The following is a 25,333-nucleotide window of genomic DNA, read 5'->3' as shown; positions in this document are numbered from 1 at the left end:
GCACGAGAGCGCGCCTCGTCGGCGAGGGCCGTGTCCGGGCGCGGACGGGGCCGTCCGCGCCCGTTCCTGACGGGCCGTTGGGCTACCCTCCTTCCTCGTGGACCAGTTGACCGCCGAAGACCCATCGCGCATAGGCCCCTACCGCCTCATCGCCCGCTTGGGCGCCGGCGGCATGGGCCGCGTCTACCTCGCCCGCTCCGAAGGCGGGCGCACCGTCGCGGTCAAGGTCGTACGGACCGAGTTCGCCCGACACGCCGAATTCCGCTCGCGGTTCGCACGCGAGGTCACCGCGGCGAAGCGGGTCGGCGGGGGCTGGACCGCAGCCGTGCTCGACGCGGACACGGACGCGGAGACGCCCTGGGTCGCGACGCAGTACGTTCCCGGACCCGATCTGCACGCCGTCGTGGCCGAGCAGTACGGACCGCTGCCCGAGCAGTCGGTGCGGGTCCTGGCCAACCGGCTCGCGCTCGCCCTGCGGGCCGTCCACGAGGCGGGCCTCGTCCACCGCGACCTCAAGCCGTCCAACGTCCTGGTCACCGTGGACGGGCCCCGGGTCATCGACTTCGGTATCGCCCGGGCGCTGGACAGCATCGGCGGGGACAGCCTGCAGACCCGCACGGGCATGGTGATCGGCTCGCCGGGCTTCATGTCGCCGGAGCAGGTGCGCGGGCTCCGGGTCACCGCCGCCTCCGACGTGTTCTGCCTGGGTTCGGTCCTCGCCTACGCCGCCACGGGGCGCCAGCCCTTCGGGGCGACCGGCAACGGTCTGCACGCCCAGCTGTTCCGGGTCGCCGAGGAGGAGCCGGACCTGGAGGGGCTGCCGGAGGCGCTCCTCGGACTCGTGCGGGAATGCCTGCGGAAGGACCCGGCACGCCGCCCCACGCCGGAAGAGGTCGCCGCCCGCACCGCCACGGAAGGCGCCGACGAATGGCTGCCCGGCGCGTTGCTCGGTCGACTGGGGCGCCACGCCGCGCAGTTGCTGGACTTCGACCCGCTGCGCCCGGCCACGGCCCTCGTGCCGGGCCAGGGCCCCACTCCCCCGGCGCCCGCCCGGCCCGAGCCCGCGCCCCGACCCGTGCAAGCGCCCGCCGCGCCCCGGCCCGTGCAGGCGTCCGCATCCCCTCGGTCCCTCCAAGCGCCCGAAGCGTCTCCGCAGGACGCGCTCGCGTACGCGCCCACGGTGGGAGCGGGACACGACGGACCGGCGGGCTCCTCGGGTCCGGCGCAGGCCCCGGACCGGCCGCGTCGCCCGGGCGTCCTGGCGGGGGTGGCGGCCGTCGTGGTGCTCGTCACCGTCGGCGGACTGCTCGCGCTCCGCCCGTGGCAGGGCGGCCTGCTCGGGACGGGGGAATCGCCGTCGCCGAGCGTTCCGAAGGAGTTGCAGGGGGACTGGGAGACGGCTCCCTACCTGAAGGACGGGAACGGCCTCCGCATAGAGGGGCTGACCGCACGCCTCTCCATCGACGCGAAGGGCGCCGCCGAGTACGCCCTGCTGAGCAGGGACCGGCTGTGCGTCTGGGAGAGCACCGTCACCGAATCCAGAAGCGACGCGATCAGACTCGGTTCGAGTCGGTTGAAGAGCGTCAGCCCCAAGTCCGAGGCGGATCGCTGCGAGGACAACACCGAGGACTACGGCTCCTCGACCCCGGACGGTACCGGGGCGTTCGTAGCCTCCTGGAACGGGACGTACCAGTGGGAGGACGACCCGGGCTACTACGACCACGGCAACGACGGGAAGACCTCCTACGAACCCGACAGCTTCATGAAGGCGTCGCCCGCCGAGGGCCCGCTGCCGGAGAGCTATCGGGGCTCGTGGGGCGGACGGGGGCAGGACGGCACCTACCGCTTCGAGGTGAGGATCGGCGAGGGGGCGACGAAGCGCGACATCCGGCTCGTGTCCATCAGCGTGATGGGGGAGAAGTGCGTGTACGAGGCGCAGGTGTTCTCCCGGGAGTCGGCCCGGCTCCGCACCGCACCCGCGGAGCTCGCCGACGGAAAGCAGCCGTCGGGCTGCGCCGAGAGCGCCCCCTCGTTGTCCCTCTGGGAGAGCGGCGACAAGGGAAGACGGAAGCTGTCCCACGAGCCCGTCGGCGGCGCCGACACACCCCTCTTCGAGGCCGGGCACTGGGTGGGACAGCTGACCCCCGCGGGAGCCCGGGCCGTTTCGTGATGCACGCGATGTGCGGTCCGGCCAGGTCCGGGGCCGCCCGAGCGGGGAACGCGGGGGCGGGCCCGGGCTGCCGGGCCGAAGACCAGGCCCGAGCCGCGCCCCCTGCGCGTCGGGAGGGGGGGCGGCTACGCGCCGGCCCGCGTCACCGGCCGGGCCGGGCCTGTCGGCGGCGGGGTACCGCCTTCTACGAGGCCATGACCAGGTCGGTCGAGTCGCCGAAGGTGAGGCGGCAGGTGTCGGCGCGGTAGGTGGCCACCGAGACGGCGGCGGTCCGGCCGCCCGAGAGGTAGCGGGTCGTCACGACGAGGACGGGCGCGCCGGGCAGCCGGTCGAGCTCCTTGGCGTCCTCGGCGCGGGCGGAGCCGAGCTCCACGGCGCGGTCCTGGCCGTCGAGGGCGAGGTGCTGGAGCTCCCGGAGCACCGCGCGGGCGCGGGCGGGGCCGGCGGGCGCGTCGATGGCGCTGAGGCCCGGAACGGAACCGGCCGGCACGTAGAGCAGCTCGGCCGCGACCGGCTGCCCCTGGCTGATGCGGAGGCGGCGGACGATGTGCACCTGCTCGTCGGCGCCGGTCTCCAGGACGCGCGCGACGGCGGCCGGGGCCACGTCGGCGGCGGAGTCCTGGGGCTCCCAGGCGTCGTCGCCGACACCGGGCCAGGCGTGCTGGGTGGTGGAGACGTCGACGCCGACGCGCGGCGGGGCGACGGTGGTGCCGACGCCGCGGCGGCGCTGCAGGCGCCCCTCCAGCTCCAGCTGCTCCAGGGCCTGGCGGAGCGTGGCACGGGCGACGCCGAAGCGTGCCGCGAGCTCGCGCTCGTTGGGCAGGATCTCCCCGACCGCGAAGTCCGAGTCGAGCGCTTCCCCGATCACTGTCTTGAGGTGCTGGTACTTCGGCTCCGGTACCGATGTCAGCTGCGTGGTCCCCACCCTGATCCTCCGCAATTCGCCGTGTCCCGCGGCGTTTTTCCGCGCCCTTGTTTATTAAAGGTTCCTGCACTAACTCTGCGACCATAAGGCGAGCCACCACCTTGGTCAAGACCAATGCTCCGTCGAACGTCCCTGAATGTGACCCTCTGACCTGGATCGTTCACAGGACGTTCGCGCCCTCGTGAGCCCCGCGCAGCAAAAAGCCCCACCTCCGGGGGGGGAAGCGGGGCGAGGTCCGGACGATCGGTGCGATCGCCGTCAGGCGTCGGCGAGGCCCTGGAGCTTGTCGGGGTTGCGGATGACGTGGACGCACTGGACCAGTCCGTCGCGCACCTCGATCTGGAAGACGGTCTCGGGCTTTCCGTCGGCGAGGACGAGGACGGCCGGGGCGCCGTTGAGCTCCGGGAAGCGCACCTCGTACCCGGCCCACGGGTCGCGGGCGACGGCCGCGAGGAAGCGGCCGACCTTGTCGGCGCTCTCGATGATCCGCAGCGGCGCCTTGGACTTGCCGCCGCTGTCGCCGACGAGGCGGACGTCCGGGGCGAGGAGCGCGAGGAGCTCGGCGAGGTCGCCGCCGGCCGCGGCGGCGAGGAAGCGCTCGGTGAGGTCACGGCGTTCGGCCGGGTCGACGTCGTAGCGCGGCCTGCCCTCGTCGACGTGGCGCCGGGCGCGCCCGGCGAGCTGGCGCACGGCCGCCTCGGAGCGGTCGAGGGCTGTGGCGATCTCCCCGAAGGGGAAGCCGAAGGCCTCGCGGAGCACGAAGACCGCCCGTTCCGGCGGGGAGAGGGATTCGAGCACCACGAGGACCGCGAGCGAGACGGAGTCGGCGAGCAGGGCGCGCTCGGCGGTGTCGGGGGCGGCGGGGCCGAAGTCGGTGACGAGGGGTTCGGGGAGCCAGGGGCCGACGTAGGACTCGCGGCGTGCCTGCGCCCGGCGGAGCCGGTCGATGGCGAGTCGCGTGGTGATCCGCACGAGGAAGGCGCGCGGCTCGCGGACGGCGGCCCGGTCCGCAGCGGTCCAGCGCAGCCATGCCTCCTGGACGACGTCCTCGGCGTCGGCGGTGCGGCCGAGCATCCGGTAGGCGACGCCGAGGAGCATCGGCCGGTGCTCCTCGAAGAGTTCGGTGAGGGTGTCGGTGTCGGTGGGCACGGGCCCATCCCAGCCCACGCCTCCGGCACTGTCCAGTTTCCGGCTCCCGTCTTGAACTCCGGGCTACCGAGCGGTAATCCTTACTGACGATACGTCCAAGGGGCGGCGACCGCCGTGCTCACGAGGTGGCCCCCCAGGGAGCGAGGAGCCCGCATGCCCGCACGGATCGCGTTCACGATCGAGACCCCGGCGGGTCCCCGCAGCACCTCCCTGGCGTACGAGCGGCGGGGCGCGGGCGAGCCCCTGCTGCTGCTCCACGGCATCGGGCACCACTGGCAGGCCTGGGAGCCCGTCCTCGACGTCCTCGCCGCCGAACGCGAGGTGATCGCCGTCGACCTGCCCGGGTTCGGCGCCTCCGACGGGCTGCCGGAGGGGGTCCCGTACGGCCTGTCCACCGTCGCCCCCGTGCTCGGCTCCTTCTGCGGGGCCGTCGGCTTCGAGCGGCCGCACGTGGCGGGGAACTCGCTGGGCGGACTGCTCGCCCTGGAGCTCGGCCGGGAAGGGCTGGTGCGCTCGGTCACCGCCCTCTCCCCCGCCGGCTTCTGGTCGGAGGCCGAGCGGCGGTACGCCTTCGGGACGCTGCGGGCCATGCGCGGCGCCGCCCTGTCGCTGCCCGTGCCGGTGATCGAGCGCCTCTCGCGCACGGCCGCCGGGCGCACCGCGCTCACCAGCACGATCTACGCCCGGCCCGGCCGCCGGTCACCCGCGGCCGTGGTCTCCGAGACGCTCGCGCTGCGGCAGGCCACCGGCTTCCACCAGACCTTGGCGGCGGGCCGGACCGCCCTCTTCCGCGACGACGTCCCGTCGGTACCCGTCACCGTCGCCTGGGGCACCCGCGACCGGCTGCTGCTGCGCCGACAGGGCGTCCGCGCCAAGCACGCCCTGCCCGGCGCGCGCCTGGTCCGGCTGCCCGGCTGCGGCCACGTGCCGATGAACGACGACCCCGCCCTGGTCGCGCGCGTGATCCTGGACGGCAGCCGCTGAGACCGGGCCGGGCGACCGGGTGAACAGCCCCGTGCCCAGGGCGGCCCCGGCACCGACGAGGAGGCTGCCGACCGCCTGGGGAAGGCCGAAGGCGGCGCCTCCGACCAGGACGGCGCTCAGAGCCGCGGCGATCGGGATGGCCCCGGTACAGAGAGTGGCCCTCTCCATGCCGACGCGCTGGACGCCCATGTAGAAGAGGACGAACCCGACGACCGTGGCGAGGACCGCCTGCCAGACCAGGGCCCCCGCCTCCACCGCCGTCGGCACCCGTACGAATCCGGCGCCGTCCACGACCAGGCCGACGAGCGCCGCCTCGACCGCGCCGACCCCGCACACGGCGGCCGTCAGCAGCTTCGGCCCGAGCAGCCTCAGCACCGGGACGGCCAGCACGGTGAACCCCACCTCACCCGCGAGCGCCGCCACGGACCAGCCGATCCCGACCAGGTCCGTCCGGCCCCAGCCCTGCACGGTGAAGGCGCCCGCGGCGACGAGCAACGCCCCGTACAGCACGACGGGGGCGGGCCTGCGGCCCTCGGTGAACGGGACCAGGACGGCGACGACGACGGGGGCGCAGCCGACCAGGACGCCGGGGACGGCGGGCTCGGCGGTCCGCTCGGCGGCCAGGACCGCGAGGTTGAAGCCGACCATGCCGACGGCCGCGAGGACGGCGAGCCGGACCCGGTGACGGGCGGTCAGGAGGCGCAGCGGGGCGATCCCGCCGCGGCCCAGCAGCGGGAGGAGCAGCAGACAGGTGGCGGCGTAGCGGAGGGCCTGCCCGCCCGCGTACGGGTAGGCGCCGAGCAGGCTGTTGGCGGTGAAGGAGGCACCGACGAGGGCGTAGGCGAGGGTCACCAGGAGGACCCCGCGCAGGGCGTTCGCGTTCATGCCTCCGACGCTAGGGAGCCGGGCGGCCCGGGTCGGGGTCCACTTCCGTCACGCCATCGGGGACCACTTCCGACGCGTCCGGGGCGGGGCCGGTCCGGGAGCGGAAGGTGCGGCGGTAGGTGTCCGGGGGCACGCCGACGGTGCGGTTGAAGTGGCGGCGGAGCGTGGTGGCGGTGCCCATGCCGGTGGCCTCCGCGAGGGCGTCGACGCCCTCGTCGGTGGCTTCGAGGAGCTCCTGGGCGCGGCGGATCCGCTGGGTGAGCAGCCATTGCAGCGGGGTGGTGCCGGTCGCGGCCCGGAAGTGGCGGCCCAGGTGGCGCGAGCTCATGCGCGCCCGGCGCGCCAGGTCCTCCACGGTCAGCGGATCGCCGAGCCGTTCGACCGCCCAGGGCAGCAGCTCGGTGAGCGGGTGGTCCTGCCGGTCGGGCACGGGCGCTGTCCGCCCACCTCTCCCTGGACGTGCGGAGCTGACTCCCACTCCCCGGACGCGCGGCACCGACTCCCGCCGGCCTCGGCATCATGGGGCACGACCGGGACGGGTCGGTGAACTCCCGGGCGGGGACGGCGGGAAGGGCCATGCGACATGAGGAGCCAGGGACAGGCGGCCTGGGAGCTGCTGCTGCCGGCCGTGGGCGCTCCGCCACGGCGGCGGGGGCGGGCGCTGCAGGAGGCGCTGCGGGAGGCGGTGCGTTCGGGCCGGCTGGCGGCCGGGACGCGGCTGCCGTCGACCCGTGCGCTCGCGACCGACCTCGGCGTCTCGCGGGGCCTCGTCACCGAGGCGTACGAACAGCTCGCGGCCGAGGGGTACTTGCGGAGCGACCGGGGTGCGGGGACCTGGGTGGGCGGCGCGGCCAGAGCGGCCGTGCGCGGGGCCCCCGACCCGGCCGCCGGAGCGCCCGGGGTCCGGGTGGACTTCCGCCCGGGGACCCCCGACCTGTCGCTGTTCCCCAGGAGCGCGTGGGCGGCGGCTCAGCGGTCCGTGCTCACGCGGCTCCCCCACCCGGCGCTCGGCTACCCGGATCCGCGCGGGCTCCCCGAGCTGCGCGAGGCGCTGGCCGCGATGCTGGCGCGGCGGCGGGGCGTGGTGGCCGATCCGGAGCGGCTCGTGGTCTGTTCGGGCGTGGCGCAGGCGTCGACCCTCCTCGGCTTCGTCCTGCACGCGCGTGGAATGCGCCGGGTCGGGATCGAGGACCCCGGCAGCCCGGAGCACGGGCGCCTGTTCGCCTCGACCGGCCTGGAGACGGTGTGGCTGCCGCTGGACGAGGAGGGGCTGCGGCCGGGACCGCTCGCCGACTCGGGGGTGCGGGCGGTCGTCGTGACGCCCTCGCACCAGTTCCCGTCCGGCATCAGCTGGTCGGCGGAGCGCCGGGCCGAACTCCTGGACTGGGCGCGGTCCGTGGACGGATACGTCCTGGAGGACGACTACGACGGCGACTTCCGCTACGACCGCGCCCCCGTCGGCGCGCTCCAGGGCCTCGACCCCGAGCGGGTCGTCTACGCGGGCTCGGTCAGCAAGTCGCTGGCCCCGGGGCTGCGGCTCGGCTGGATGCTCGTCCCGGAGGCGCTGCTCGACGAGATCGTCGAACGCAAGCGGACGATGGACCTCGGCAATCCCGTACTCGACCAGGCCGTCCTCGCGGAGCTCGTGACCCGCGGCGGGTACGACCGGCAGCTGCGCCGCTGCCAACGCGCCTACCGGGAGCGGCGGGACACCCTGCTCACCGCCCTCACCGCGCACCTGCCCGGCACCCGGGCGAGCGGCATCGCCGCCGGACTCCACGTCATCGCGCGCGTACCGGCACGGTTCGGACCTCCGGAGCGGTTCCGGACGCGGGCGGCGCGGGCGGGGGTGGCACTGCGGCACCTGGAGGAGTACGGCACCGCCCGGCCGACCGACGGGGACGTACGGCTCGTCATCGGCTACGCGCACCTGTCTCCTTCGGCCATCGACACCGGGGTCAGGCTGGTGGCGGAGGCGTGCGGGAGGGGGTGATGTGGAGGGGTTTGGATCTGGGGTTGGGGATCTGGGATCTGGGATCCAATGCCCCGGATCCGATGTCCGGGAACCGGGAGCCGGGATCCGGGGGCCAGAGCCGGGGAGCCGAAGCCGCCAGGAGGGCGATCTGTTCACGCGCGGTTCGTGTGACCGCCGCACCCGGCCGTTAGGCATGGTGCGGCGCGCCCGGCCGGCAGGCACGGACGCGTCGCACCGTCCGCGACCGGAACGACCGACCCCGGAGGCCCTTTCATGTCCCTTCCCCCGTCCGCCTCTTCCCCCTCTCCCGACCGGCGCAGCCTCCTGCGCGGCTCGCTGGCCGCCTCGGCGGCGCTCGCCCTCGGCGGCGCCGGTCTCGCCGCCCCCGCGTTCGCGCTCTCGGGCAGGCCCCGGGCCGAGTGGGGCGTACAGGCGGGTGACGTCACGTCCTCCTCCGGCCTGGTCTGGGTGCGCTCGGACCGGCCGGCGCGGATGCTCGTGGAGACGTCGGCGACCGAGTCCTTCCGGCACGCGCGCCGCCACCTCGGGCCGCTGGTCGGCGCGGGTACGGACTTCACCGGGACGACCGCGCTGCGCGGCCTGCCGGCGGGCGAGCAGATCCACTACCGGGTCACCCTCGTCGACCCGGACGACCCGCGCCGGGCGGGCGAGCCGGTCCTCGGCACCTTCCGCACGGCCCCGGACCGGCGCCGCGACGGGGTCCGCTTCCTGTGGTCCGGGGACGTCGCGGGACAGGGCTGGGGCATCAACCCGGACATCGGGGGCTTCCGGGCGTACGAGGAGATGCGTCGGCTCGACCCCGACTTCTTCCTGTGCAGCGGCGACACGATCTACGCCGACGGGGTCGTCCAGCCGAGCGTGACCCTGCCGGACGGGCGGGTCTGGCGGAACGTCACGACGCCGGAGAAGTCGAAGGTCGCCGAGACCCTCGACGAGTACCGGGGCAACTTCCGCTACAACCTCCTCGACCACAACGTCCGGGCCTTCAACGCGCAGGTGCCGTCGGTGGTGCAGTGGGACGACCACGAGGTGCGGAACAACTGGTACCCGGGGCAGATCCTGGACGACCCCCGCTACACGGAGAAGGACGTGGACGTCCTCGCGGCCCGGGCCTCGCGGGCGTTCGGCGAGTACTTCCCCGTCTCCACGCTCCACGCGCGCGGGGAGGGGCGCGAGCGGCGGGTGCACCGGGTGGTGCGGTACGGACCGCTGCTCGACGTGTTCGTGCTCGACATGCGCTCGTACCGGAACGCCAACTCGCCCGGTCGACAGGCCGACGACACCACCGGCATCCTCGGTGCCGAGCAGCTGGCCTGGCTCAAGCGGGAGCTGGCCGCGTCCCGGGCGGTGTGGAAGGTGCTCGCGGCGGACATGCCGATCGGCCTGGTCGTCCCGGACGGCGCGGCGAACTTCGAGGCGGTCGCGCAGGGCGACCCGGGTGCGCCGCTGGGCCGGGAGCTCCAGATCGCGGAGCTGCTGCGGTTCGTGAAGCACCGGCGGATCACCGGCACGGTGTGGCTGACGGCGGACGTCCATCACACCTCGGCTCAGCACTACGCGCCGGAGCGGGCGGCCTTCCGGGACTTCGCCCCCTTCTGGGAATTCGTGTCCGGGCCCCTGGCGGCGGGCGGCTTCCCGGCGAACGCCCTGGACGCCACCTTCGGCCCGGAGCGGGTGTTCGTGCGGGCGCCGGAGCGGGCGAACCTGTCGCCGATGGAGAGCCCGCAGTACTTCGGCGAGGTCGACATCGACGGCCACAGCGGGGAGCTGACCGTGCGGCTGCGGGCCGAGGGCGGCACGGTGCTGTTCAGCAAGGTGCTCCAGCCGGGTCGGGTCGGACAGTAACCCCAGGTCAGGGCCCTGCCGGAAGTCCGTCCGGGTGATTGTCAGTGCCGGGTCCTACCGTCGTACCCATGACGCGATTCGTACAGGCGCTCGCCGTCTCCGCCCGTCCGTGCCGGAGCCCACGGGCTCCGGCCGGCTGCTCGGCCCGGAGACGGCGGGGCCCGTGCCGGCACGTGCTCGCGGTCCGGACGGCACGGCGGACGGGGGCGGCCGTGGGCGGGGCGGCGTGACGACGGCGGTGCGGCGCGAGCGCGGAGCACCGGACACGGGGAGAACCACGGGGGACGGCATGGGGAGCGGGACGGGGAAGAGCATGGCGACCGGGACGGCTGACACGGCGGCGACCGACGGGAAGGACGGCGCGGCGGGTCACGCGGCCGACGCCGGAGCGGTCGACGCGGGTGGCGGCGCGGGTGGCGGCGCGGGCCCCGGTGTCGACGCCGGGGCCAGGGTCGGGGCCGGTGTCAGGGGCGGCGCGAAAGGTGGGACCGGGGTCGAGGAGCTGCTCGCCGCCGTGTGCGAGGGGCGGGCCGCCGCGGTGCCGGGGCTCCTCGAACCGCTGGACGCCGCCGCGCGCAAGGTCGCGCTCACCCGGCTCAAGGCGCTGCGCGCGGAGGTCCGCGCCGGAAAGCGGGCGACGCCTCCGCACCTGCCGAACCTCATCCGCAGCGCGCTGTACGTGGCGGGTGCCGGCTGTCTCCCGACGGCCTCGGCGGCCGCGGGCTGGCTCGGCGCGCGCGACCTGCCGGTCCGGGAGGAGGACGGCGCCCTCGCCCTCCGGGCGCTCGGCGACCGGGGCCCGGAGTGGGCGGCGGACCTGGCGGGACGTCTGGCCAGGCGCAGGGCGGTGGCGGAGGAGAGCTACACGCTGCTCCACGGCCTCGTGGTCCGCTCCGGGTACACGGTTCCGCCGACCGACGGCTACGTCACCGCCTGGACCCGGCACATCACCGACGACCGGCTCGTGGAGCGGCTCCGGGAGGACCCGCAGACGCCGGTCCTGGTCGCGCACGCCCTCGCGATGGCCGAGCCCCCCGAGCGGCTGACCCGTCCCCTCGGCCGCCGGCCGCAGAGGTACTGGCCCGCCGCTCTGCGGACGCTCGTCGAGGAGGGGGTCCTGGGCCGGGCCAGGGTCCTGGACGTGTGCGTGTCCCGGCTGCTGCACGGCGGCCCCGCCCGGAACCTGCGCCTCCCGCTGGAGGTGGTGCGGCTGCTCGAACCGGACGCGGAGGAGTTGCGGGAGCGGATCCCGGACTGGGTCGGGATCGCGTCCGACGCCCCCTCGCTCGTCGCCGGGTACGCACAGGACGTCCTGGCGGAGCTCGCCTCGGCGGGTTCGCTGCCGGTCGGGGCGCTGGCCGAGATGTCGACCGGTGTGCTCTTCCGTACCGAGAAGAAGTTGGTGCGGGCCCAGTTGGCGCTGGTCGGCAAGGTGCTGGCCGGGGAGCCGGGCGCGGCCGGGGAACTGCTGCCCGTCGTGACGGAGGCCTTCGGGAACGAGGACACCGGCGTGCAGGAGCGGGCCCTCAGACTGGTCGGCCGTCATCTGCCGGCCGTGGACGCCGAGGTGCGGCGCGAGCTCGCGGAGGCCGCCGGGCTGCTGAGCCCGATGCACCGACGGGCCGCGCAGGAGCTGTTCGGCAGGGACCTGGGGCGGGGGACGGCGCTTCCCTACGAGGAGATCCTGCCGCCCGCGCCGGAGGCGCAGCGGCTCGCGCCCCCGGCGACGACGGTCGAGGAGCTGATGGCGCAGCTGGTGGTGGAGCGACTCCCGGAGGAGCCCGCGGCGTTCGAGCGGGCGCTCGACGGCCTGGTGCGGCACGCGCACCGGGACCGGGCGGCCGTGGTGGAGGCGGTGCGGGAGGCCTTTCCCCGGCCCCGGTGGGAGCAGGAGATCCGCTGCTGCAGCCCTGAGGCCCATGAGACCCATGAGACCCATGAGACTCATGAGGCCCGCGGGATCCACGTGGTGCTCGCGGGGTTGCCGGGGCTGCTGGACCCGGGGTTCGTCGACCTCCGCCGGCCCCGGGGCCCCGGCCCGGACTCCTGTCTCCACCAGGCCCTGTCGGGGGTCCTCGACGCCCGGTTGCGGGAGGCCGCCGGCCTGGTCGGCACCGACGCGCTGCCGTTCCTCCTCGCCACGCCGACCTGGAGCACGGGGGCGATCGACCCGCGGGTCCTGGTGGAACGGCTGCGGGAGTACCGGGACGCCGGCGTCGAGCCCGCTCCGGTCGATCTCGCCCAGGCCCTGGTCCGGGTGCTGCGGGCCGGTCCGCGGGCCGGGCGGGCGGCCGAGGAGGCGGCGGCGCTCGGCACCCCGGCCGGCCGGCGGCTCGCCGCCTGGCTGCGCGAGGAGGTGGCCGTGGGGGCGACCGTGCGGTTCCTCCCCCGGGGCGAGGACGGGACGTCGGAGGGACGGCGGCTGATCGACCGGCTCGTGGTCGATCTCGGCGAGCACCGGGCGGTCGGGGCGGAGTTCCCGCCCGCCTTCCAGTGGCTCGGTGGCGCGCTGGGGGCGGCTCCCCGTCGCTGCCGTCACCGGGTGGAGGGCGGGGCGCAGTGGATGCCGGTGCTGCCGGCCGACCGTGAGCTGCTCGCGGCCTGTCTCCTGCCGAGCCTCGCGCACGGCGTCGAGGGGGACTCGCGCGGCGCGGCCGAACCGCTGACCGCACTGGCCGAGGCCGACGGTCCGGTCGGCCGTGCGGTGCTGCTGGCCCTCGCGCTGGGCCTCGGGCAGGTGGACGCGGACGACCGGCTGCGCGCGGTGGACGGCGTGCTCGTCCTGGCGGCGCGGGGCGAGCTGAACGCCCGGCGGCTCGGCGCGGAGCTGGCGTGGCTGGTGGCGGAGGGTTCGGTGAAGCCGAACCGACTGGCGGACGCGGCTCGGACGGCGGCCGTCACGGGTGCGTACCACACGGTCTGGACGGTGCTCGAGGCGGTGCTTCCGGAGGTGCTCGCCCCGGCACGGCCGGTGCGGGGGCTCGGGGAGGTCCTGGCGGTGGCCGCCGACTGCGTGGAGCGGTGCGGGGCCGCCGGTGAGGTCGCCGGGCTCGAAACGCTCGCCTCGGGACGGGGTTCCTCGCAGCTGGTGGTGCAGGCCGGACGGCTGCTGAGCGCACTCCGTCAGGGTGCCGATCAGCCTCTGACAGAAACGGTCCGAATCGACCTTTAAGTCGACAGATCGGCGCTTAACCCGTCAGTCACAAAGCGTTCGCGATCACGCAACACCGCTGGGTCACAGTGAAGTCATGACCGATGTGACGTCTTCGAAGAGCGCCCGCCGTCCGCACCACTGGCGGCACGACCTGATCGAGCTCGCCGCCCTGTTCACCGCCGTGGTGGTGGCCGACACGATCGCCAAGACCGTCGTCAAGGGCCCCGGGGGCCCCTCCCTCATGGTCTTCTCCGCGATCGCGCTGGCCGCCACCGCCGCGTTCCACACCTGGTGGGCGCGGAGGCGCAGTCATGCCGACCATGCCCCGCCCGCCGGTCGCACCGGCGGGCGCCCCTCCACGGACCTGCCGGCCCCGAGCGGATCCCCCGCCCCGGCGAACGAGCGGGAGACGGGGCGGGAGACGGAGGAGGGGAGCGGGTCCGGGGCACCGGCCGAGACGGCGCTGTGGCGGATGCGGACCACCGTCGCGGACACCCCGGGCAGCCTCGCCTCGCTGTGCACGGTCCTCGCCCGCCTGGGCGTGGACATCCTCACCCTCCAGACCCACCCGCTCGCCGACGGCACGGTCGACGAGTTCCTGCTGCGCGCCCCCACCGGCCTCTCCGCGCAGGACCTGGCCCGCGAGACGGCCGCGGCCGGCGGTCGTGACACCTGGACCGAGCGGGCCGACGCGCACGACCTGGTGGACACCCCCACCCGGCTCCTGGGCCTCGCCACCCGCACCGCGCTCGACGCGGCCGAACTGCCGCTCGCGCTGCGGCAGCTCCTCGGCCGCTGCACCCTCCACTCCGTGCCGGCGGTGTCGCTGACCGGTCGCCCCACCGGCGAACAGGCCCCGGTCGAAGGCGTCCTGGAGGAGACCGTGATGCGGCTGCGCGACCCGCACGGCGGCACGTTCATCGTCGAGCGGCCCCATCTGCCCTTCACCCCGACCGAGTTCGCCCGGGCCCGCGCCCTCGTCGAGCTCGACGCCCGGCTCGGCCCCCGCGTCCCGCGCAGCCAGGACGTGCTGACCCTGCCGGAGGGCAACGAGATCACGGTCCGCCGCGCCGACCAGCGCGACCTGGCCGCCGCGCGCGCCATGCACGACCGCTGCTCGGCCCGCACCCTGGGCCTGCGCTACCACGGTCCCGTCGGGGACGCCGACCGCTACCTCGACCACCTGCTCAGCCCCCGCTTCGGCCGCACCCTCGCCGTGCAGACGGCCTCCGGCCGTCTCGTCGCCCTCGGCCACCTGCTGTGGGACGGCGACGAGACGGAGGTCGCCCTCCTCGTCGAGGACGACTGGCAGCGGCGCGGCATCGGCTCCGAGCTCCTCGGCCGGCTGGTGGCGATGGCCGGGGAGACCGGTTGCGGCAGCGTGTACGCCGTGACGCAGTCCTCCAACACGGGGATGGTGGCCGCGATGCGGGCGCTGAACCTCCCCCTCGACTACCAGATCGAGGAGGGCACCCTGGTGATCACCGCCCGACTGTCCTCGGCACCGCGACCGGCCGCTCGGGCACGGCACGAGCAGCCGCGCGAGGTGTCTCGGCCGGCGGAGCGCTGAGCGCCTGGGTCAGGTCGCGCCACAGGTCCTCGACGTCCTCGAGGCCGACCGACATCCGCAGCAGCCGGTCGCTGACGCCCGCGGAGCGGCGGTCCCCCTCGGCCACGATCCGGTGGCTGATGGAGGCCGGGTGCTGGATGAGGGTGTCGACGCTGCCGAGACTGACCGCCGGGGTGATGAGCCGCACTCCGGCGATCACGTCGTGCGGGTCCCCGTACACCTCGAAGGCGATCATGGCACCCCCGATCCGCGGGTAGTGGACCCGGGCGATCCGCGGGTCGGTGACCAGCCGCCGCACCAGCTCCGCGGCCGTCGAGGACGCCGCCCTGACCCGTACCGGAAGGGTGGAGAGTCCGCGCAGCAGCAGGTACCCGGCGAGGGGGTGGAGCACCCCGCCGGTGGCGAAGCGGACCTGACGGAGGGTACGGGCGAACTCCTCGTCGCAGGCGACGACCCCGCCCATGACGTCGCCGTGGCCGCCCAGGTACTTGGTGGCGCTGTGCAGCACGATGCGCGCGCCCTGCTCGACGGGGCGCTGGAGCACCGGCGTGGCGAAGGTGTTGTCGACGAGCAGCGGGACGGAGCCGCAGGAGTGGGCGACGGCCCGGATGTCGGCCTCGGCGAGCGTCGGGTTGGCGGGCGACTCGACCATGACGAGGCCGGTGTCGGGCCGGATCGCGTCGGCGATGCCCGCCGGGTCGGTCCAGGTCACCTCGGTGCCGAGCAGCCCGGCGTCGAGGAGGTGGTCGCTGCAGCCGTACAGCGGGCGGACCGCGACGACGTGCCGCAGGCCCTGGCTCGCCCGGGCGAGGAGCACGGCCGTGAGGGCGGCCATGCCGCTGGCGAAGGCGACGGCGGCCTCGGCGCCCTCCAGGCGGGCGAGGGCCTCCTCGAAGCGGGCGACGGTCGGATTGTCGAGCCGGGCGTAGACGGGCGGGCCGTCGAGCCGGGCGCCGGTGGTGGCGAACTCGTCGATCCGGGCGGCCTCGGCCCGGGCGTCGTACGAGGGGTAGGTGGTGGACAGGTCGAGCGGCGGGGCGTGCAGTCCGAGTCCGGCGAGGTCTTCGCGGCCGGCGTGCACGGCTTCGGTGGCAAGGGCCCTCGGGATGGCCGAGAGGCCGTGATCCATGGCGTCCATGGCGGCACTGTGAACGGATACCGGGAAGTAGCGGGAAACCACCGTGCTACGTTCGCCAGATGGCCGATTCTGTCGTACTGGACACGGTCGATCTGCACATTCTTCGCCTCCTGCAGAACGACGCCCGGAGCACCTACCGCGAACTCGCCGCCGAGGTCGGAGTCGCGCCCTCCACCTGCCTCGACCGGGTGGCACGGCTGCGCCGCACAGGTGTGATCCTCGGACACCAGCTACGACTGGATCCGGCCAAACTCGGGCGTGGGCTCGAAGCGCTCCTTCTCGTCCAGGTCCGCCCCCACCGGCGTGAACTGATCGGTCCGTTCGTCGACCGGATCCGGGCCCTGCCCGAGTCCCGGGCGCTGTTCCACCTCACGGGGCCCGACGACTACCTGGTGCACGTGGCCGTGGCGGACCCCGCCGACCTGCAGCGTCTCGTCCTCGACGAGTTCACCTCGCGCCGCGAGGTGGCCCGCGTGGAGACCCGGCTGATCTTCCAGCAGTGGGAATGCGGCCCCCTGCTGCCGCCCTCCCCCGGCCCCTCCTTGTCAGCCGACTGAGGCCTGACGAGGGTGACGCGGGCCCGCCGGAGGCGCCAGGATGACTCCCATGCCAGACACTTCCAGCAGCGCGCTGCCCCGCCAGGTCGCCGACGACCACGTCGACGCACTCATCGCCCTCGACCCGATCACCGGTACGTACCTGGGAGTCAAGGAGAGCGCCGGACTGCTGCCGGACTTCTCGCCCGCCGGCCAGCGTGCGGTGGCCGACCTCGCCCGCCGCACGCTCGCCCGGCTCGACGGGGCCGAGCGGGCACCGGGCGCGGACAGCGACGCCGAGCGGCGCTGCGCCCGGCTGCTGCGGGAGCGGCTGACGGCGGAACTGGCCGTGCACGAGGCCGAGGAGAACCTCCGCACGGTCAGCAACATGCGCTCGCCCGCCCACAGCGTCCGCATCGTCTTCACCGTCATGCCGACGGAGACCGAGGAGGACTGGGAGGCGGTCGCCGCCCGGCTGCGCGCGGTCCCGGCCGCGCTCGACGGCTACCGCGCCTCCCTGGCGCTGGGCCTGGAGCGCAAGCTCTTCGGCGGACCGCGCCCCACCGCCACGTTCGTCGGGCAGCTCACCGAGTGGGCGGGCGGGAAGGACGGGAAGCCGGGCTGGTTCGAGGAGTTCGCCGCCGCCGGCCCCGCCACGCTCCCCGAGGAGCTGAGGGCCGCGCTCGCGACGGCCGCGAAGGAGGCCACCGCCGCCGTCGGGGCGCTGCGGGACTGGATGCGGGACGTGTACGCACCGGCCGTGGCGGACGCGCCGAACACGGTGGGCCGCGAGCGCTACCAGCGCTGGACCCGTTTCTTCAACGGCACCGACCTGGACCTCGACCAGGCGTACGCGTACGGCTGGAGCGAGTACCACCGGCTCCTCGGCGAGATGCGGACCGAGGCCGAGCGGATCCTGCCGGGCGCGGGCCCCTGGGAGGCTCTCGCCCACCTCGACGAGCACGGCACGCACATCGAGGGCGTGGAGGAGGTCCGGGTCTGGCTCCAGGAGCTGATGGACCAGGCCATCGAGGCGCTCGACGGCCACCACTTCGAACTCGCCGAGCGGGTACGGCGGGTGGAGTCCAGGATCGCCCCGCCCGGCGGCGCCGCCGCGCCGTACTACACCGGTCCGTCCGAGGACTTCTCGCGCCCGGGCCGCACCTGGCTGCCCGTGGACGGCACGACCCGCTTCCCGGTGTACGACCTGGTGTCGACCTGGTACCACGAGGGCGTCCCCGGCCACCACCTGCAGATCGCGCAGTGGGTGCACGTCGCCGACCGGCTCTCCCGCTACCAGGCGACCATCGGGAAGGTCAGCGCGAACTCGGAGGGCTGGGCGCTGTACGCCGAGCGCCTGATGGACGAACTGGGCTTCCTGCCCGACGCGGAGCGGCGCCTCGGCTACCTCGACGGCCAGATGATGCGCGCGTGTCGGGTGATCGTGGACATCGGCATGCACCTCGGTCTGGAGATCCCCGCGGAGTCGCCCTTCCACCCGGGCGAGCGGTGGACGCCGGAACTCGCCCAGGAGTTCTTCCAGCTGCACAGCAGCCGCCCGCCGTCCTTCGTGGAGAGCGAGATGACCCGCTATCTGTCGATGCCCGGCCAGGCGATCGGCTACAAGCTGGGCGAGCGCGCCTGGCTGCTCGGCCGGGCCAACGCGCGGGCCGCGCACGGCGAGGCGTTCGACGCGAAGGCCTGGCACATGGCGGCCCTCTCGCAGGGTCCGCTCGGCCTGGACGATCTGGTGGACGAGATCTCCCGCCTCTGATCCCTTCGCATCGCGAGAATCCCCGGTCGGTCCCTTGATCGACCGGGGATTCCCCTGCACGCTCTCCATCATGAGCACCGCATACACTCCGGACGCCACCGACTGGCGCATCCTCGAAGCGCTCCAGTCGGAGGGCCGCGCCAGCTTCGCCGAGCTCGCCCGCGCCGTGTCGATGTCGCCGTCCGCGGTGACCGAACGGGTGCGGCGCCTGGAGGACGTCGGGGTGATCACGGGGTACACGGCGATCGTCGACCAGGACCGCCTGGGCCTGTCCGTTCTCGCCTTCGTACGGCTGCGGTACCCGCACGGCAACTACAAGCCGTTCCACGACCTGCTCGACACCACGCCCGAGGTCCTGGAGGCCCACCACGTCACGGGCGACGACTGCTTCGTCCTCAAGGTCGCCGCCCGCTCCATGAAGCACCTGGAGGCGATCACCGGGAAGATCTCCACGCTCGGGGCGGTGACCACCAGCGTCGTCTACTCCTCGCCGCTGCCCCGGCGTTCCCTCAGCCGCTGAGCGCGTCCCCGCCGGTCCGCAGCCGCACCGCCGAGCCCTGTCGCGCCTTGACGACCTCCAGCTGGGCCGGGATCCGGCGGCGCAGGTCGCCGACGTGGCTGACGATGCCGACGCTGCGGTCCCGTTCGCGCAGCGAGTCGAGGACGTCGAGGACCTCGTCGAGCGTCTGCTCGTCGAGGCTGCCGAACCCCTCGTCGATGAAGAGGGTGTCGAGCCTGACGCCGCCGGCCTCGTCGGTGACGACGTCGGCGAGACCGAGGGCGAGGGCGAGGGAGGCGAAGAAGGTCTCGCCGCCGGAGAGCGTGGCCGTGTCGCGTTCGTTGCCGGTCCAGGCGTCGACGACGTGCAGTCCGAGACCGGACCGTTTGCCGCCGGAGCGCGCGTCGGAGTGGACGAGGGTGTAGCGGCCCGAGGACATGCGCTGGAGGCGGGCGCTCGCGGCCGCCGCGACCTGTTCCAGCCGGGCGGCGAGCACGTACGACTCCAGGCGCATCCGGCGCTCGTTCTCCGCGGAGGTGCCGGCGGTGAGGGCGGCGAGCCGGGCCACCCGGTCGTACTCCTCGCGCAGCGGCCCGAGGCGGCGGACCTCGGTGACGGCCTGCCGGGAGAGCCCGGCGAGTTCGGCGGCCCGCTCGCGGGCGGCGGCCAGGGCGGAGTCGGCCTCGCGGAAGGCGCGTTCGGCCGCCGTGTGCGCGGTCGCCGCGGTGGCGGGGTCGGCGGGCGGGCGGGCGGCGGCCTCGGCCGTTCCGGGTTCGGCGAGCCGGTCCGCGACGGCGGCGGCCTCGGCCTGCCAGGCGTCCAGGCGCTGCTGGAGGTCGCGTCGCGCGCCCTCGCCGAGGAGGGCGCCGGCGGCCTCGGCCGGGGTGGCGAAGCCCGCCCGGTAGGCGGCGTCGGCGAGCCGGTCGTCGGCCTCCTTGAGGCGCTGGGCGGCGAGTTCTGCGGTGCGCACGGCTCCGGCGGCATCGACCAGGAGGGCGATCCGCCGCTCCAGGCGGGTGGCGTGTTCGGCCACGCTGGCGAACGTGCCGCGTCCCCGGTCGAGTTCCTCGTCGAGTGCGGACTGCTCCCGCTCCAGCGCCTCCCGCCGCGAGGTGCGCGCGGCGGCCCGCCGCTCGGCCTCGCGCTGCGCGCCCACCCGCTCCTCGTGCTCCCGCTCGGCCCGCGCGAGCGCCTCGCGCGCGCCGTGCGACTGCCCGGCGAGGGCGTGCGCCTCGGCGTGCAGCCGGGCCAACTCCTGCGCTTCGTGCGCCAGCTCACGGACGGTGGGCTCGGCCCCGGGGTCGGCCGCCCCCGGTCCGGTCAGGACCTCCGCGCGCGCGGCGGACCAGGACTCGCGGGTGACGGCGAGTTCGCGTTCGGCGGCCGTGCGGGTCTCCTCGGCGCGGGTGTAGGCCGCGTAGGCGGCGTCCTCCGTGGCGCGGTCGACGTGGCCGGCGGTGGTGCGGGCGGGGGCCGGGTGGTCGGTGGAGCCGCAGACCTGGCAGGGGTCGCCCGGGGCGAGGGCGACCGCGAGTTCGGCGGCGATGCCCTCCAGGCGGCGGGACTTGACGTCGAGCCAGTTCTCGTGGGCCGCGTTGCGCCGCTCGCGGGCCTCCGCGAGGCGCGTCTCGGCCGCCCCGGCGTCCTGGGCGAGGGAGTCGCGGCGGCGGGCCGCGTCGAGCCTGCGGCGGGCGGGCTCCAGGCGGCCCGCGAGGTGTTCGGCGCGGGCGGCGGCGTCGCGGGCGGCCTCGACGCGTTCGGTGAGGGCCGCGCGGCGCGCTTCCCATCCGGCGAGCCAGTCGGCCGCGTCCCGGAGGGCGTCCTCGTCGGCGCGCGCCTCCCGGGCGAGCACGGCGCGTTCCTCGGCGACGGCGGTCGCGCGGCGCTCGGCGCGGCGGGCCGCGTCGAGCCCGCCGAGCTCCTCGCGCAGCCGGTGTTCGAGGGCGGAGAGGTGGTCGGCACCGGCGTCGGCGAGGTCGGGGGGCAGCAGGGCGCGGGCACGCTCCCGGGTGGTCTGCGCGGCGGCGTGTTCGCGCTCGGCGTCGCGGCGCAGTCCGAGGGCAGGGGCCACCCGGTCGGCCTTGAGGCCCCGGTCGAGGGCGACTCGGAGGCGGTCGCGCTCGGGGGTCTGCTCGGTGAGCCGCTCGCGGCGCCGGAGGGCGTCGGCGTGCCGGGCCTGCCGGGCGGCGAGGTCGTTCTCCGCGTCGAGGTCGGCGCGCGCGGTGTTCCGGGCGGCCTCGGCCGCGGTGAGGCGCACGCGCGCGATGTCGAGGGCTTCACGCGCCTCGGTGCGGGCGACGGCGGCCCAGGCGAGGACGGACTCGGCGAGCCCGGGGTCGCCGGGCCGGCCCTCGACGGGGGCGCGGGCGGCGTCGAGGCCGCCGGCGGCCTGGGCCGTGCGGTGGGCCAGGGCGAGCAGCCGCGCGTCCCCGTCCTCGACCTGCCGCTGGGCGGTGCGGCGCAGTTCGGCGAGGCGTTCCTCGACGGCGGCGAAGCGGCGGGTGTCGAAGAGGCGGCCGAGGAGCTTGCCCCGCTTCTCGGCGTCGGCGCGCAGGAAGCGGGCGAAGTCGCCCTGCGGGAGGAGGACGACCTGGCAGAACTGCTCGTGGCTCATGCCGAGGAGCTGGGTGATCTCCTCGCCGATCTCCTGGTGGGAGCGGCTGAGGCCGTTCCAGGCGCCGGTGGCGGAGTCGTACTCGCGCAGCCAGGTCTGGGCCTTCTCGGTGGTGAAGCCGCCGCCGCGCTTCTTGGGCCGCTGCTGGGCGGGGCGGCGGGTGATCTCCAGCCGCCGGTCCCCCACGGTCAGTTCGAGGAGGACCTCGGTGTACGTGCCGACGGGGGCGTGGTCGCTGCGCAGGGAGGTGCCGGGGGTCTGGCGGACGCCGGGCACGCTCCCGTACAGGGCGAAGCAGACGGCGTCGAGGACGGAGGTCTTGCCGGCGCCGGTCGGCCCGTGGAGGAGGAAGAGCCCGGCGGAGGACAGGGCGTCGAAGTCGATCCTCTGCGTGGTGCCGAACGGGCCGAAGGCGGTGACCTCCAGGCGGTGCAGCCTCACCGGCCCACCTCGCGCTCGGCCGTGTCGACGCGGACGTCGTCGAAGGCGCCGTACAGGACCGTCCGTTCGGCGCCGTCGAGGGTGGCGCCACCGCGCACGTGGGCCACGAAGTCCTCCGCGATCTGCTGGTCGGTGCGGTCCCGGAGCCGCTGGGCGTAGGAGGCGCCGGGGTCGTCCGGGGTCCGTTCGGGGTCGAAGACCAGGTTGAGGGTGTGCGGGAAGCGTTCGGCGAGCCGGGCCATGGGTTCGGGGGGCCGTACGGGGTCGGTGAGGGTGGCCTCGACCCAGGACCGCTCGTGCGGGGCGAGCGCGGGGTCGGCGAGGAGGTCGTCGAGCCGCCCCCGGATGCGGGCGAGGGGGCGCGGGACGGGGCAGTCGAGGCGTACGTCGCCGGTGATCGCCCCGTCGGGACCGCCGGGGCCCAGGTCGATCAGCCACATGGTCTTGCGGTGGTCGGCCTCGGAGAAGGAGTAGGCGAGGGGGGAGCCGGAGTAGCGGACGCGCGGGGTGAGGGTCTGGCTGCCGTGGAGGTGGCCGAGGGCGACGTAGTCGACGCCGTCGAAGATCCCGGCGGGGACGGCGGCGACGCCGCCGACCGTGATGTCCCGCTCGCTGTCGCTCGGCGTGCCGCCCGCGACGAAGGCGTGGGCGACGACGACGGAGCGGGTGCCGGCGGGTCGGCGGGCGAGGTCGGCGCGGACCCGGTCCATGGCGGCGGCGAGGACGGCTTCGTGGCCGCCCTTCTCGGCGCCGAGCCGCTCGCGGACGAGGACGGGTTCGAGGTAGGGCAGCCCGTAGAGGGCGACCTCGCCGTGGGCGTCGGAGAGGACGACGGGGGTGCCGATGCCGTCGGGGTCGGTACGGAGGTGGATGCCGGCCCGCTCGATGAGCCCGGCGCCGACGCCGAGCCGCCGGGCGGAGTCGTGGTTGCCCGAGATCATGACGGTGGGCACCCCGGCCTCGGCGAGGCGGTGCAGCGCGGTGTCGAAGAGCTCGACGGCGGGCAGCGGGGGCACGGCCCGGTCGTAGACGTCCCCGGCGACGAGGACGGCGTCCACCTCGTGCGCGTGGACGGTCGCCACGAGGTGGTCGAGGAAGGCGGCCTGGGCGTCGAGGAGACCGACGCGGTGGAAGGACCGGCCGAGGTGCCAGTCCGAGGTGTGCAGGAGCCTCACGATGCCGCCCCACCCCGCATGTGCCCCGCCCCTCGCCGCCCGTTCCGTTCGTGTGCGCGCCCCACGCTATCCCGAGCGGGCGGGTGGGTGCGGCCCGTCCACGGGCGCGCGTGCGGCCGGTCGCGCCCCGGGGCCCGGCCGCACCGCGTCGCGCGCGGGGCAGCACTGACGGGCCGTCACGTGAGGTGCGTCACGCGTGACGTCTCACGCGTCGCCGTACGCCTCGCCGCCGAGTTCGAGGGAGGCCGTGCCGGCCGTGGCGTCGGCGAGCCAGTCGCGGAAGGCGGGCACGTCCGCGTCCGGGAGGCCGATCTCGATCGTGACGGCGTCGGCGTACCGCACCTCGCGGACGGCGCGGCCGGTGGTCCGCAGGTCGTTCTCCAGCTTGCCCGCGCGCTGGTGGTCGACGGTGACGGCGGCGAGCCGGAAGCGCTGCCGGGTGACGGTGCCGAGGGCGTCGAGCGCCTCGCCGACCACCCCTCCGTAGGCGCGGATCAGGCCGCCCGCGCCCAGTTTCACACCGCCGTAGTAGCGGGTGACGACGGCGACGACGTACCGCATCTCGCGGCGCAGCAGCATCTGGAGCATGGGGACGCCGGCCGTGCCGCCGGGCTCGCCGTCGTCGCTCGCCTTCTGCACGGAGGCGTCGGCGCCGATGACGTACGCGAAGCAGTTGTGGCTGGCGGTCGGGTGCTCCCTGCGGACCCGCGCGACGAACTCCTGCGCCTCGTGCTCGTCGGCGACGGGCGCGAGCGCGCAGAGGAAGCGCGAGCGGTTGATCTCGGTCTCGTGCACGCCCTCGCGGGCCGGCGTGCGGTACTGCTCCTGCATCCGACCAGCGTACGGGCCGCCCGGGCCGGCCCCCTCCGGCACCCGACCCGATCGGCGGGGCGCCCCCCAGGGAGGATCCCGGGGCCGCCGGGGCGGGCGTGCGGGAATCACGGCCCGCCGCGGCTCGTTCCTCTCACAGACGGGCCGCACCGACGAGAGGCAGCAGAAGCGATGAGCGCAGACACCACGACCACGGGCCCCGCCGCCTACTCCGCGCCGGAGGCGGTGCGGCGGATCCTGACGGCCACGGGCGACACCTGGGCGGTGGTCGGCCTCTCGTCGAACCGGTCCCGTGCCGCGTACGGGGTGGCGGCCGTCCTCCAGCGCTTCGGCAAGCGGATCGTCCCGGTGCATCCGAAGGCGGAGACGGTCCACGGGGAGCAGGGCTACGCCTCGCTGGCCGACATACCGTTCCCGGTCGACGTCGTCGACGTCTTCGTGAACAGCGAGCTGGCGGGGGCCGTCGCCGACGAGGCCGTCGCGATCGGCGCCGAGGCGGTCTGGTTCCAGCTGGGCGTCGTCGACGACGAGGCGTTCGCCCGCACCCGCGCGGCGGGCCTCGACATGGTCATGGACCGCTGCCCCGCCATCGAGATACCGCGCCTGGGCTGAGCCCCGGCCGCGTCCTCGGCCGACGGGGACGCCGAGGTCCTCCAGGACGACGGCGCCGGGGAGGCGGGCGAAGGCCTTGCCGGGGACGATGAGCTTGCCCCGGCGGCGACCGCTGCCGACGAGGACCCACTCGGTGTCGACGACGGCGGCGTCCACGAGCAGCGGCCAGCCGGCCGGGACGGGGCCCGTCCAGGCACGGACGGCGGCGGCGACGGGGCCGGTCAGGAGGTCGAGGCGGTCGGGGGCGGGCCGGGCCTCGTCGAAGTCTCCGACGGGTGCGCGCGTGCGCCTCACGCCAACGACCGCCGTCCGGTCCCGGGACCTCCGTCTCGGCGTGCGGGCGGCGGGGTACGGGCCCTCCGCTCACGAGCGGCGGCGGGGGCCACGGGGGCGGGGCCGGGGCCGTCAGCGTACGGGCGGGATGGAGACGGCCATCGTCATCTCGGCCGGCTCGTCGCCGTCGTTGCGGTAGGCGTGCGCGACGTTGGCCTCGAAGACGGCGGAGGTGCCGGCGGGCAGCAGGTGGTCCTCGCCGTCCACGACCAGGGTGAGCGTGCCGGCGGTGACGTGCAGCAGCTCGGTCGTGCCCTCCGGGTGCGGGTCGGAGGCGGTGCCCTCGCCCGGCATGAGGGTCCAGGACCAGAGCTCCAGCGGGCCGCGGGCCTCCGTGCCGACCAGGAGGGTGGTGTGGCTGCCGGTGGAGGTGGACCACATCCGGACGGCCTGGCCGGGCGGGACGAGCCGGACCTGGGGGCCCTGCTCGTAGTCGAGGAGCGTCGTGATGGAGACGCCGAGGGCGTCGGCCAGCTTGACCGTGGTGCCGACGCTGGGGTTGGTCCGGGCCTGCTCGATCTGGATGATCATGCCGCGGCTGACGCCCGCGCGTGCGGCGAGCGCGTCCAGGGTGAATCCCCGCTCCTTGCGCCAGCGCTTCAGGTTCCGGGCGAGCGACTGCGTGAGCTGGTCGAGGTCCGACACATTCCGTCCAATATTCTGGATGACAGAGTTCAATGAACTGAACTACGGTGGGGTGCA

17 protein-coding genes and 1 pseudogene are annotated in these 25,333 nt (G+C 75.2%); 10 read left to right on the top strand and 8 right to left on the bottom strand.

All coding sequences use genetic code 11. The annotated features are described in order from the left end of the window. Positions 1–97: 97 nt before the first annotated feature. The gene (locus tag ACZ66Z_RS17900) at positions 98–2,170 is read left to right on the top strand and encodes a serine/threonine-protein kinase (RefSeq protein ID WP_469934932.1); all 2,073 of its coding nucleotides are present in this window, start codon (positions 98–100) and stop codon (positions 2,168–2,170) included. 184 nt (positions 2,171–2,354) lie between these two features. Here ACZ66Z_RS17900 and ACZ66Z_RS17895 read toward each other — a convergent pair whose 3' ends face one another. Then, complete coding sequence (locus tag ACZ66Z_RS17895; RefSeq protein ID WP_469934930.1) at positions 2,355–3,095, bottom strand: GntR family transcriptional regulator; 741 nt, start codon at positions 3,093–3,095, stop codon at positions 2,355–2,357. A 258-nt stretch (positions 3,096–3,353) separates the two neighbouring features. Beyond that, a complete protein-coding gene (locus ACZ66Z_RS17890; RefSeq protein WP_469934928.1) occupies positions 3,354–4,244 on the bottom strand; it encodes an RNA polymerase sigma-70 factor in 891 nt (296 codons plus the stop codon). Between the two features lie 153 nt (positions 4,245–4,397). Between ACZ66Z_RS17890 and ACZ66Z_RS17885 the strand changes: the two genes are divergently transcribed. After that, positions 4,398–5,228 (top strand): alpha/beta fold hydrolase, encoded by an 831-nt coding sequence (locus tag ACZ66Z_RS17885; RefSeq protein ID WP_469934926.1) that lies wholly within the window; start codon positions 4,398–4,400, stop codon positions 5,226–5,228. Positions 5,229–6,161: 933 nt separating this feature from the next. Here ACZ66Z_RS17885 and ACZ66Z_RS17880 read toward each other — a convergent pair. Beyond that, positions 6,162–6,552: pseudogene (locus tag ACZ66Z_RS17880) on the bottom strand (helix-turn-helix domain-containing protein); the annotation flags it as partial. 144 nt (positions 6,553–6,696) lie between these two features. On the opposite strand from ACZ66Z_RS17880, the gene pdxR reads away from it, so the two are divergent. The 4 genes from pdxR (at position 6,697) to ACZ66Z_RS17860 (ending at position 14,678) form a co-directional block, all read left to right on the top strand. Then, a complete protein-coding gene (gene pdxR / locus ACZ66Z_RS17875; protein WP_469934924.1) occupies positions 6,697–8,106 on the top strand; it encodes a MocR-like pyridoxine biosynthesis transcription factor PdxR in 1,410 nt (469 codons plus the stop codon). 255 nt (positions 8,107–8,361) lie between these two features. Beyond that, positions 8,362–9,954, top strand: a complete 1,593-nt coding sequence (locus ACZ66Z_RS17870) for an alkaline phosphatase D family protein (RefSeq protein WP_469934922.1) — start codon at positions 8,362–8,364, stop codon at positions 9,952–9,954. Between the two features lie 313 nt (positions 9,955–10,267). Continuing rightward, a complete protein-coding gene (locus tag ACZ66Z_RS17865) occupies positions 10,268–13,126 on the top strand; it encodes a DUF7824 domain-containing protein (RefSeq protein WP_469934920.1) in 2,859 nt (952 codons plus the stop codon). A gap of 76 nt (positions 13,127–13,202) precedes the next feature. Continuing rightward, a complete protein-coding gene (locus ACZ66Z_RS17860) occupies positions 13,203–14,678 on the top strand; it encodes a GNAT family N-acetyltransferase (RefSeq protein WP_469934919.1) in 1,476 nt (491 codons plus the stop codon). Here the strand turns inward: ACZ66Z_RS17860 and ACZ66Z_RS17855 are convergent. Beyond that, complete coding sequence (locus ACZ66Z_RS17855; protein WP_469934918.1) at positions 14,590–15,816, bottom strand: trans-sulfuration enzyme family protein; 1,227 nt, start codon at positions 15,814–15,816, stop codon at positions 14,590–14,592. The two genes, ACZ66Z_RS17860 and ACZ66Z_RS17855, sit on opposite strands and share 89 nt — an antisense overlap. 59 nt (positions 15,817–15,875) lie before the next feature. Between ACZ66Z_RS17855 and ACZ66Z_RS17850 the strand changes: the two genes are divergently transcribed. The 3 genes from ACZ66Z_RS17850 (at position 15,876) to ACZ66Z_RS17840 (ending at position 18,646) form a co-directional block, all read left to right on the top strand. Further along, complete coding sequence (locus ACZ66Z_RS17850) at positions 15,876–16,373, top strand: Lrp/AsnC family transcriptional regulator (protein WP_329852287.1); 498 nt, start codon at positions 15,876–15,878, stop codon at positions 16,371–16,373. Positions 16,374–16,422: 49 nt separating this feature from the next. After that, positions 16,423–18,126 carry a DUF885 domain-containing protein gene (locus ACZ66Z_RS17845; protein ID WP_469934917.1) on the top strand — a complete coding sequence of 568 codons (1,704 nt, stop codon included), beginning with the start codon at positions 16,423–16,425 and terminating at the stop codon, positions 18,124–18,126. Positions 18,127–18,196: 70 nt separating this feature from the next. Continuing rightward, positions 18,197–18,646, top strand: a complete 450-nt coding sequence (locus tag ACZ66Z_RS17840; protein WP_469934916.1) for an Lrp/AsnC family transcriptional regulator — start codon at positions 18,197–18,199, stop codon at positions 18,644–18,646. On the opposite strand, the gene ACZ66Z_RS17835 is transcribed toward ACZ66Z_RS17840, so the two are convergent. The 3 genes from ACZ66Z_RS17835 to ACZ66Z_RS17825 all read right to left on the bottom strand — a co-directional run bounded on the left by ACZ66Z_RS17835 (position 18,636) and on the right by ACZ66Z_RS17825 (position 23,686). Beyond that, entirely contained in the window at positions 18,636–21,680 is a 3,045-nt protein-coding gene (locus ACZ66Z_RS17835) for an AAA family ATPase (protein WP_469934915.1), read from the bottom strand. The genes ACZ66Z_RS17840 and ACZ66Z_RS17835 overlap by 11 nt on opposite strands. Beyond that, the gene (locus ACZ66Z_RS17830) at positions 21,677–22,855 is read right to left on the bottom strand and encodes an exonuclease SbcCD subunit D (RefSeq protein WP_469934914.1); all 1,179 of its coding nucleotides are present in this window, start codon (positions 22,853–22,855) and stop codon (positions 21,677–21,679) included. The genes ACZ66Z_RS17835 and ACZ66Z_RS17830 overlap by 4 nt, the downstream gene beginning before the upstream one ends. Before the next feature lie 204 nt (positions 22,856–23,059). Next, positions 23,060–23,686, bottom strand: a complete 627-nt coding sequence (locus tag ACZ66Z_RS17825) for a YigZ family protein (RefSeq protein ID WP_469934913.1) — start codon at positions 23,684–23,686, stop codon at positions 23,060–23,062. 171 nt (positions 23,687–23,857) lie between these two features. Between ACZ66Z_RS17825 and ACZ66Z_RS17820 the strand changes: the two genes are divergently transcribed. Continuing rightward, the gene (locus ACZ66Z_RS17820; protein ID WP_469934912.1) at positions 23,858–24,298 is read left to right on the top strand and encodes a CoA-binding protein; all 441 of its coding nucleotides are present in this window, start codon (positions 23,858–23,860) and stop codon (positions 24,296–24,298) included. A gap of 405 nt (positions 24,299–24,703) precedes the next feature. On the opposite strand, the gene ACZ66Z_RS17815 is transcribed toward ACZ66Z_RS17820, so the two are convergent. Beyond that, a complete protein-coding gene (locus ACZ66Z_RS17815; protein WP_469934911.1) occupies positions 24,704–25,276 on the bottom strand; it encodes a helix-turn-helix domain-containing protein in 573 nt (190 codons plus the stop codon). Positions 25,277–25,333: the final 57 nt, after the last annotated feature.

It is taken from the genome of Streptomyces sp. NPDC107498 (genome assembly GCF_055582805.1).
The sequence above is the reverse complement of the archived record's forward strand: the minus strand, read 5'-3'. Positions and strand labels throughout refer to the sequence as shown.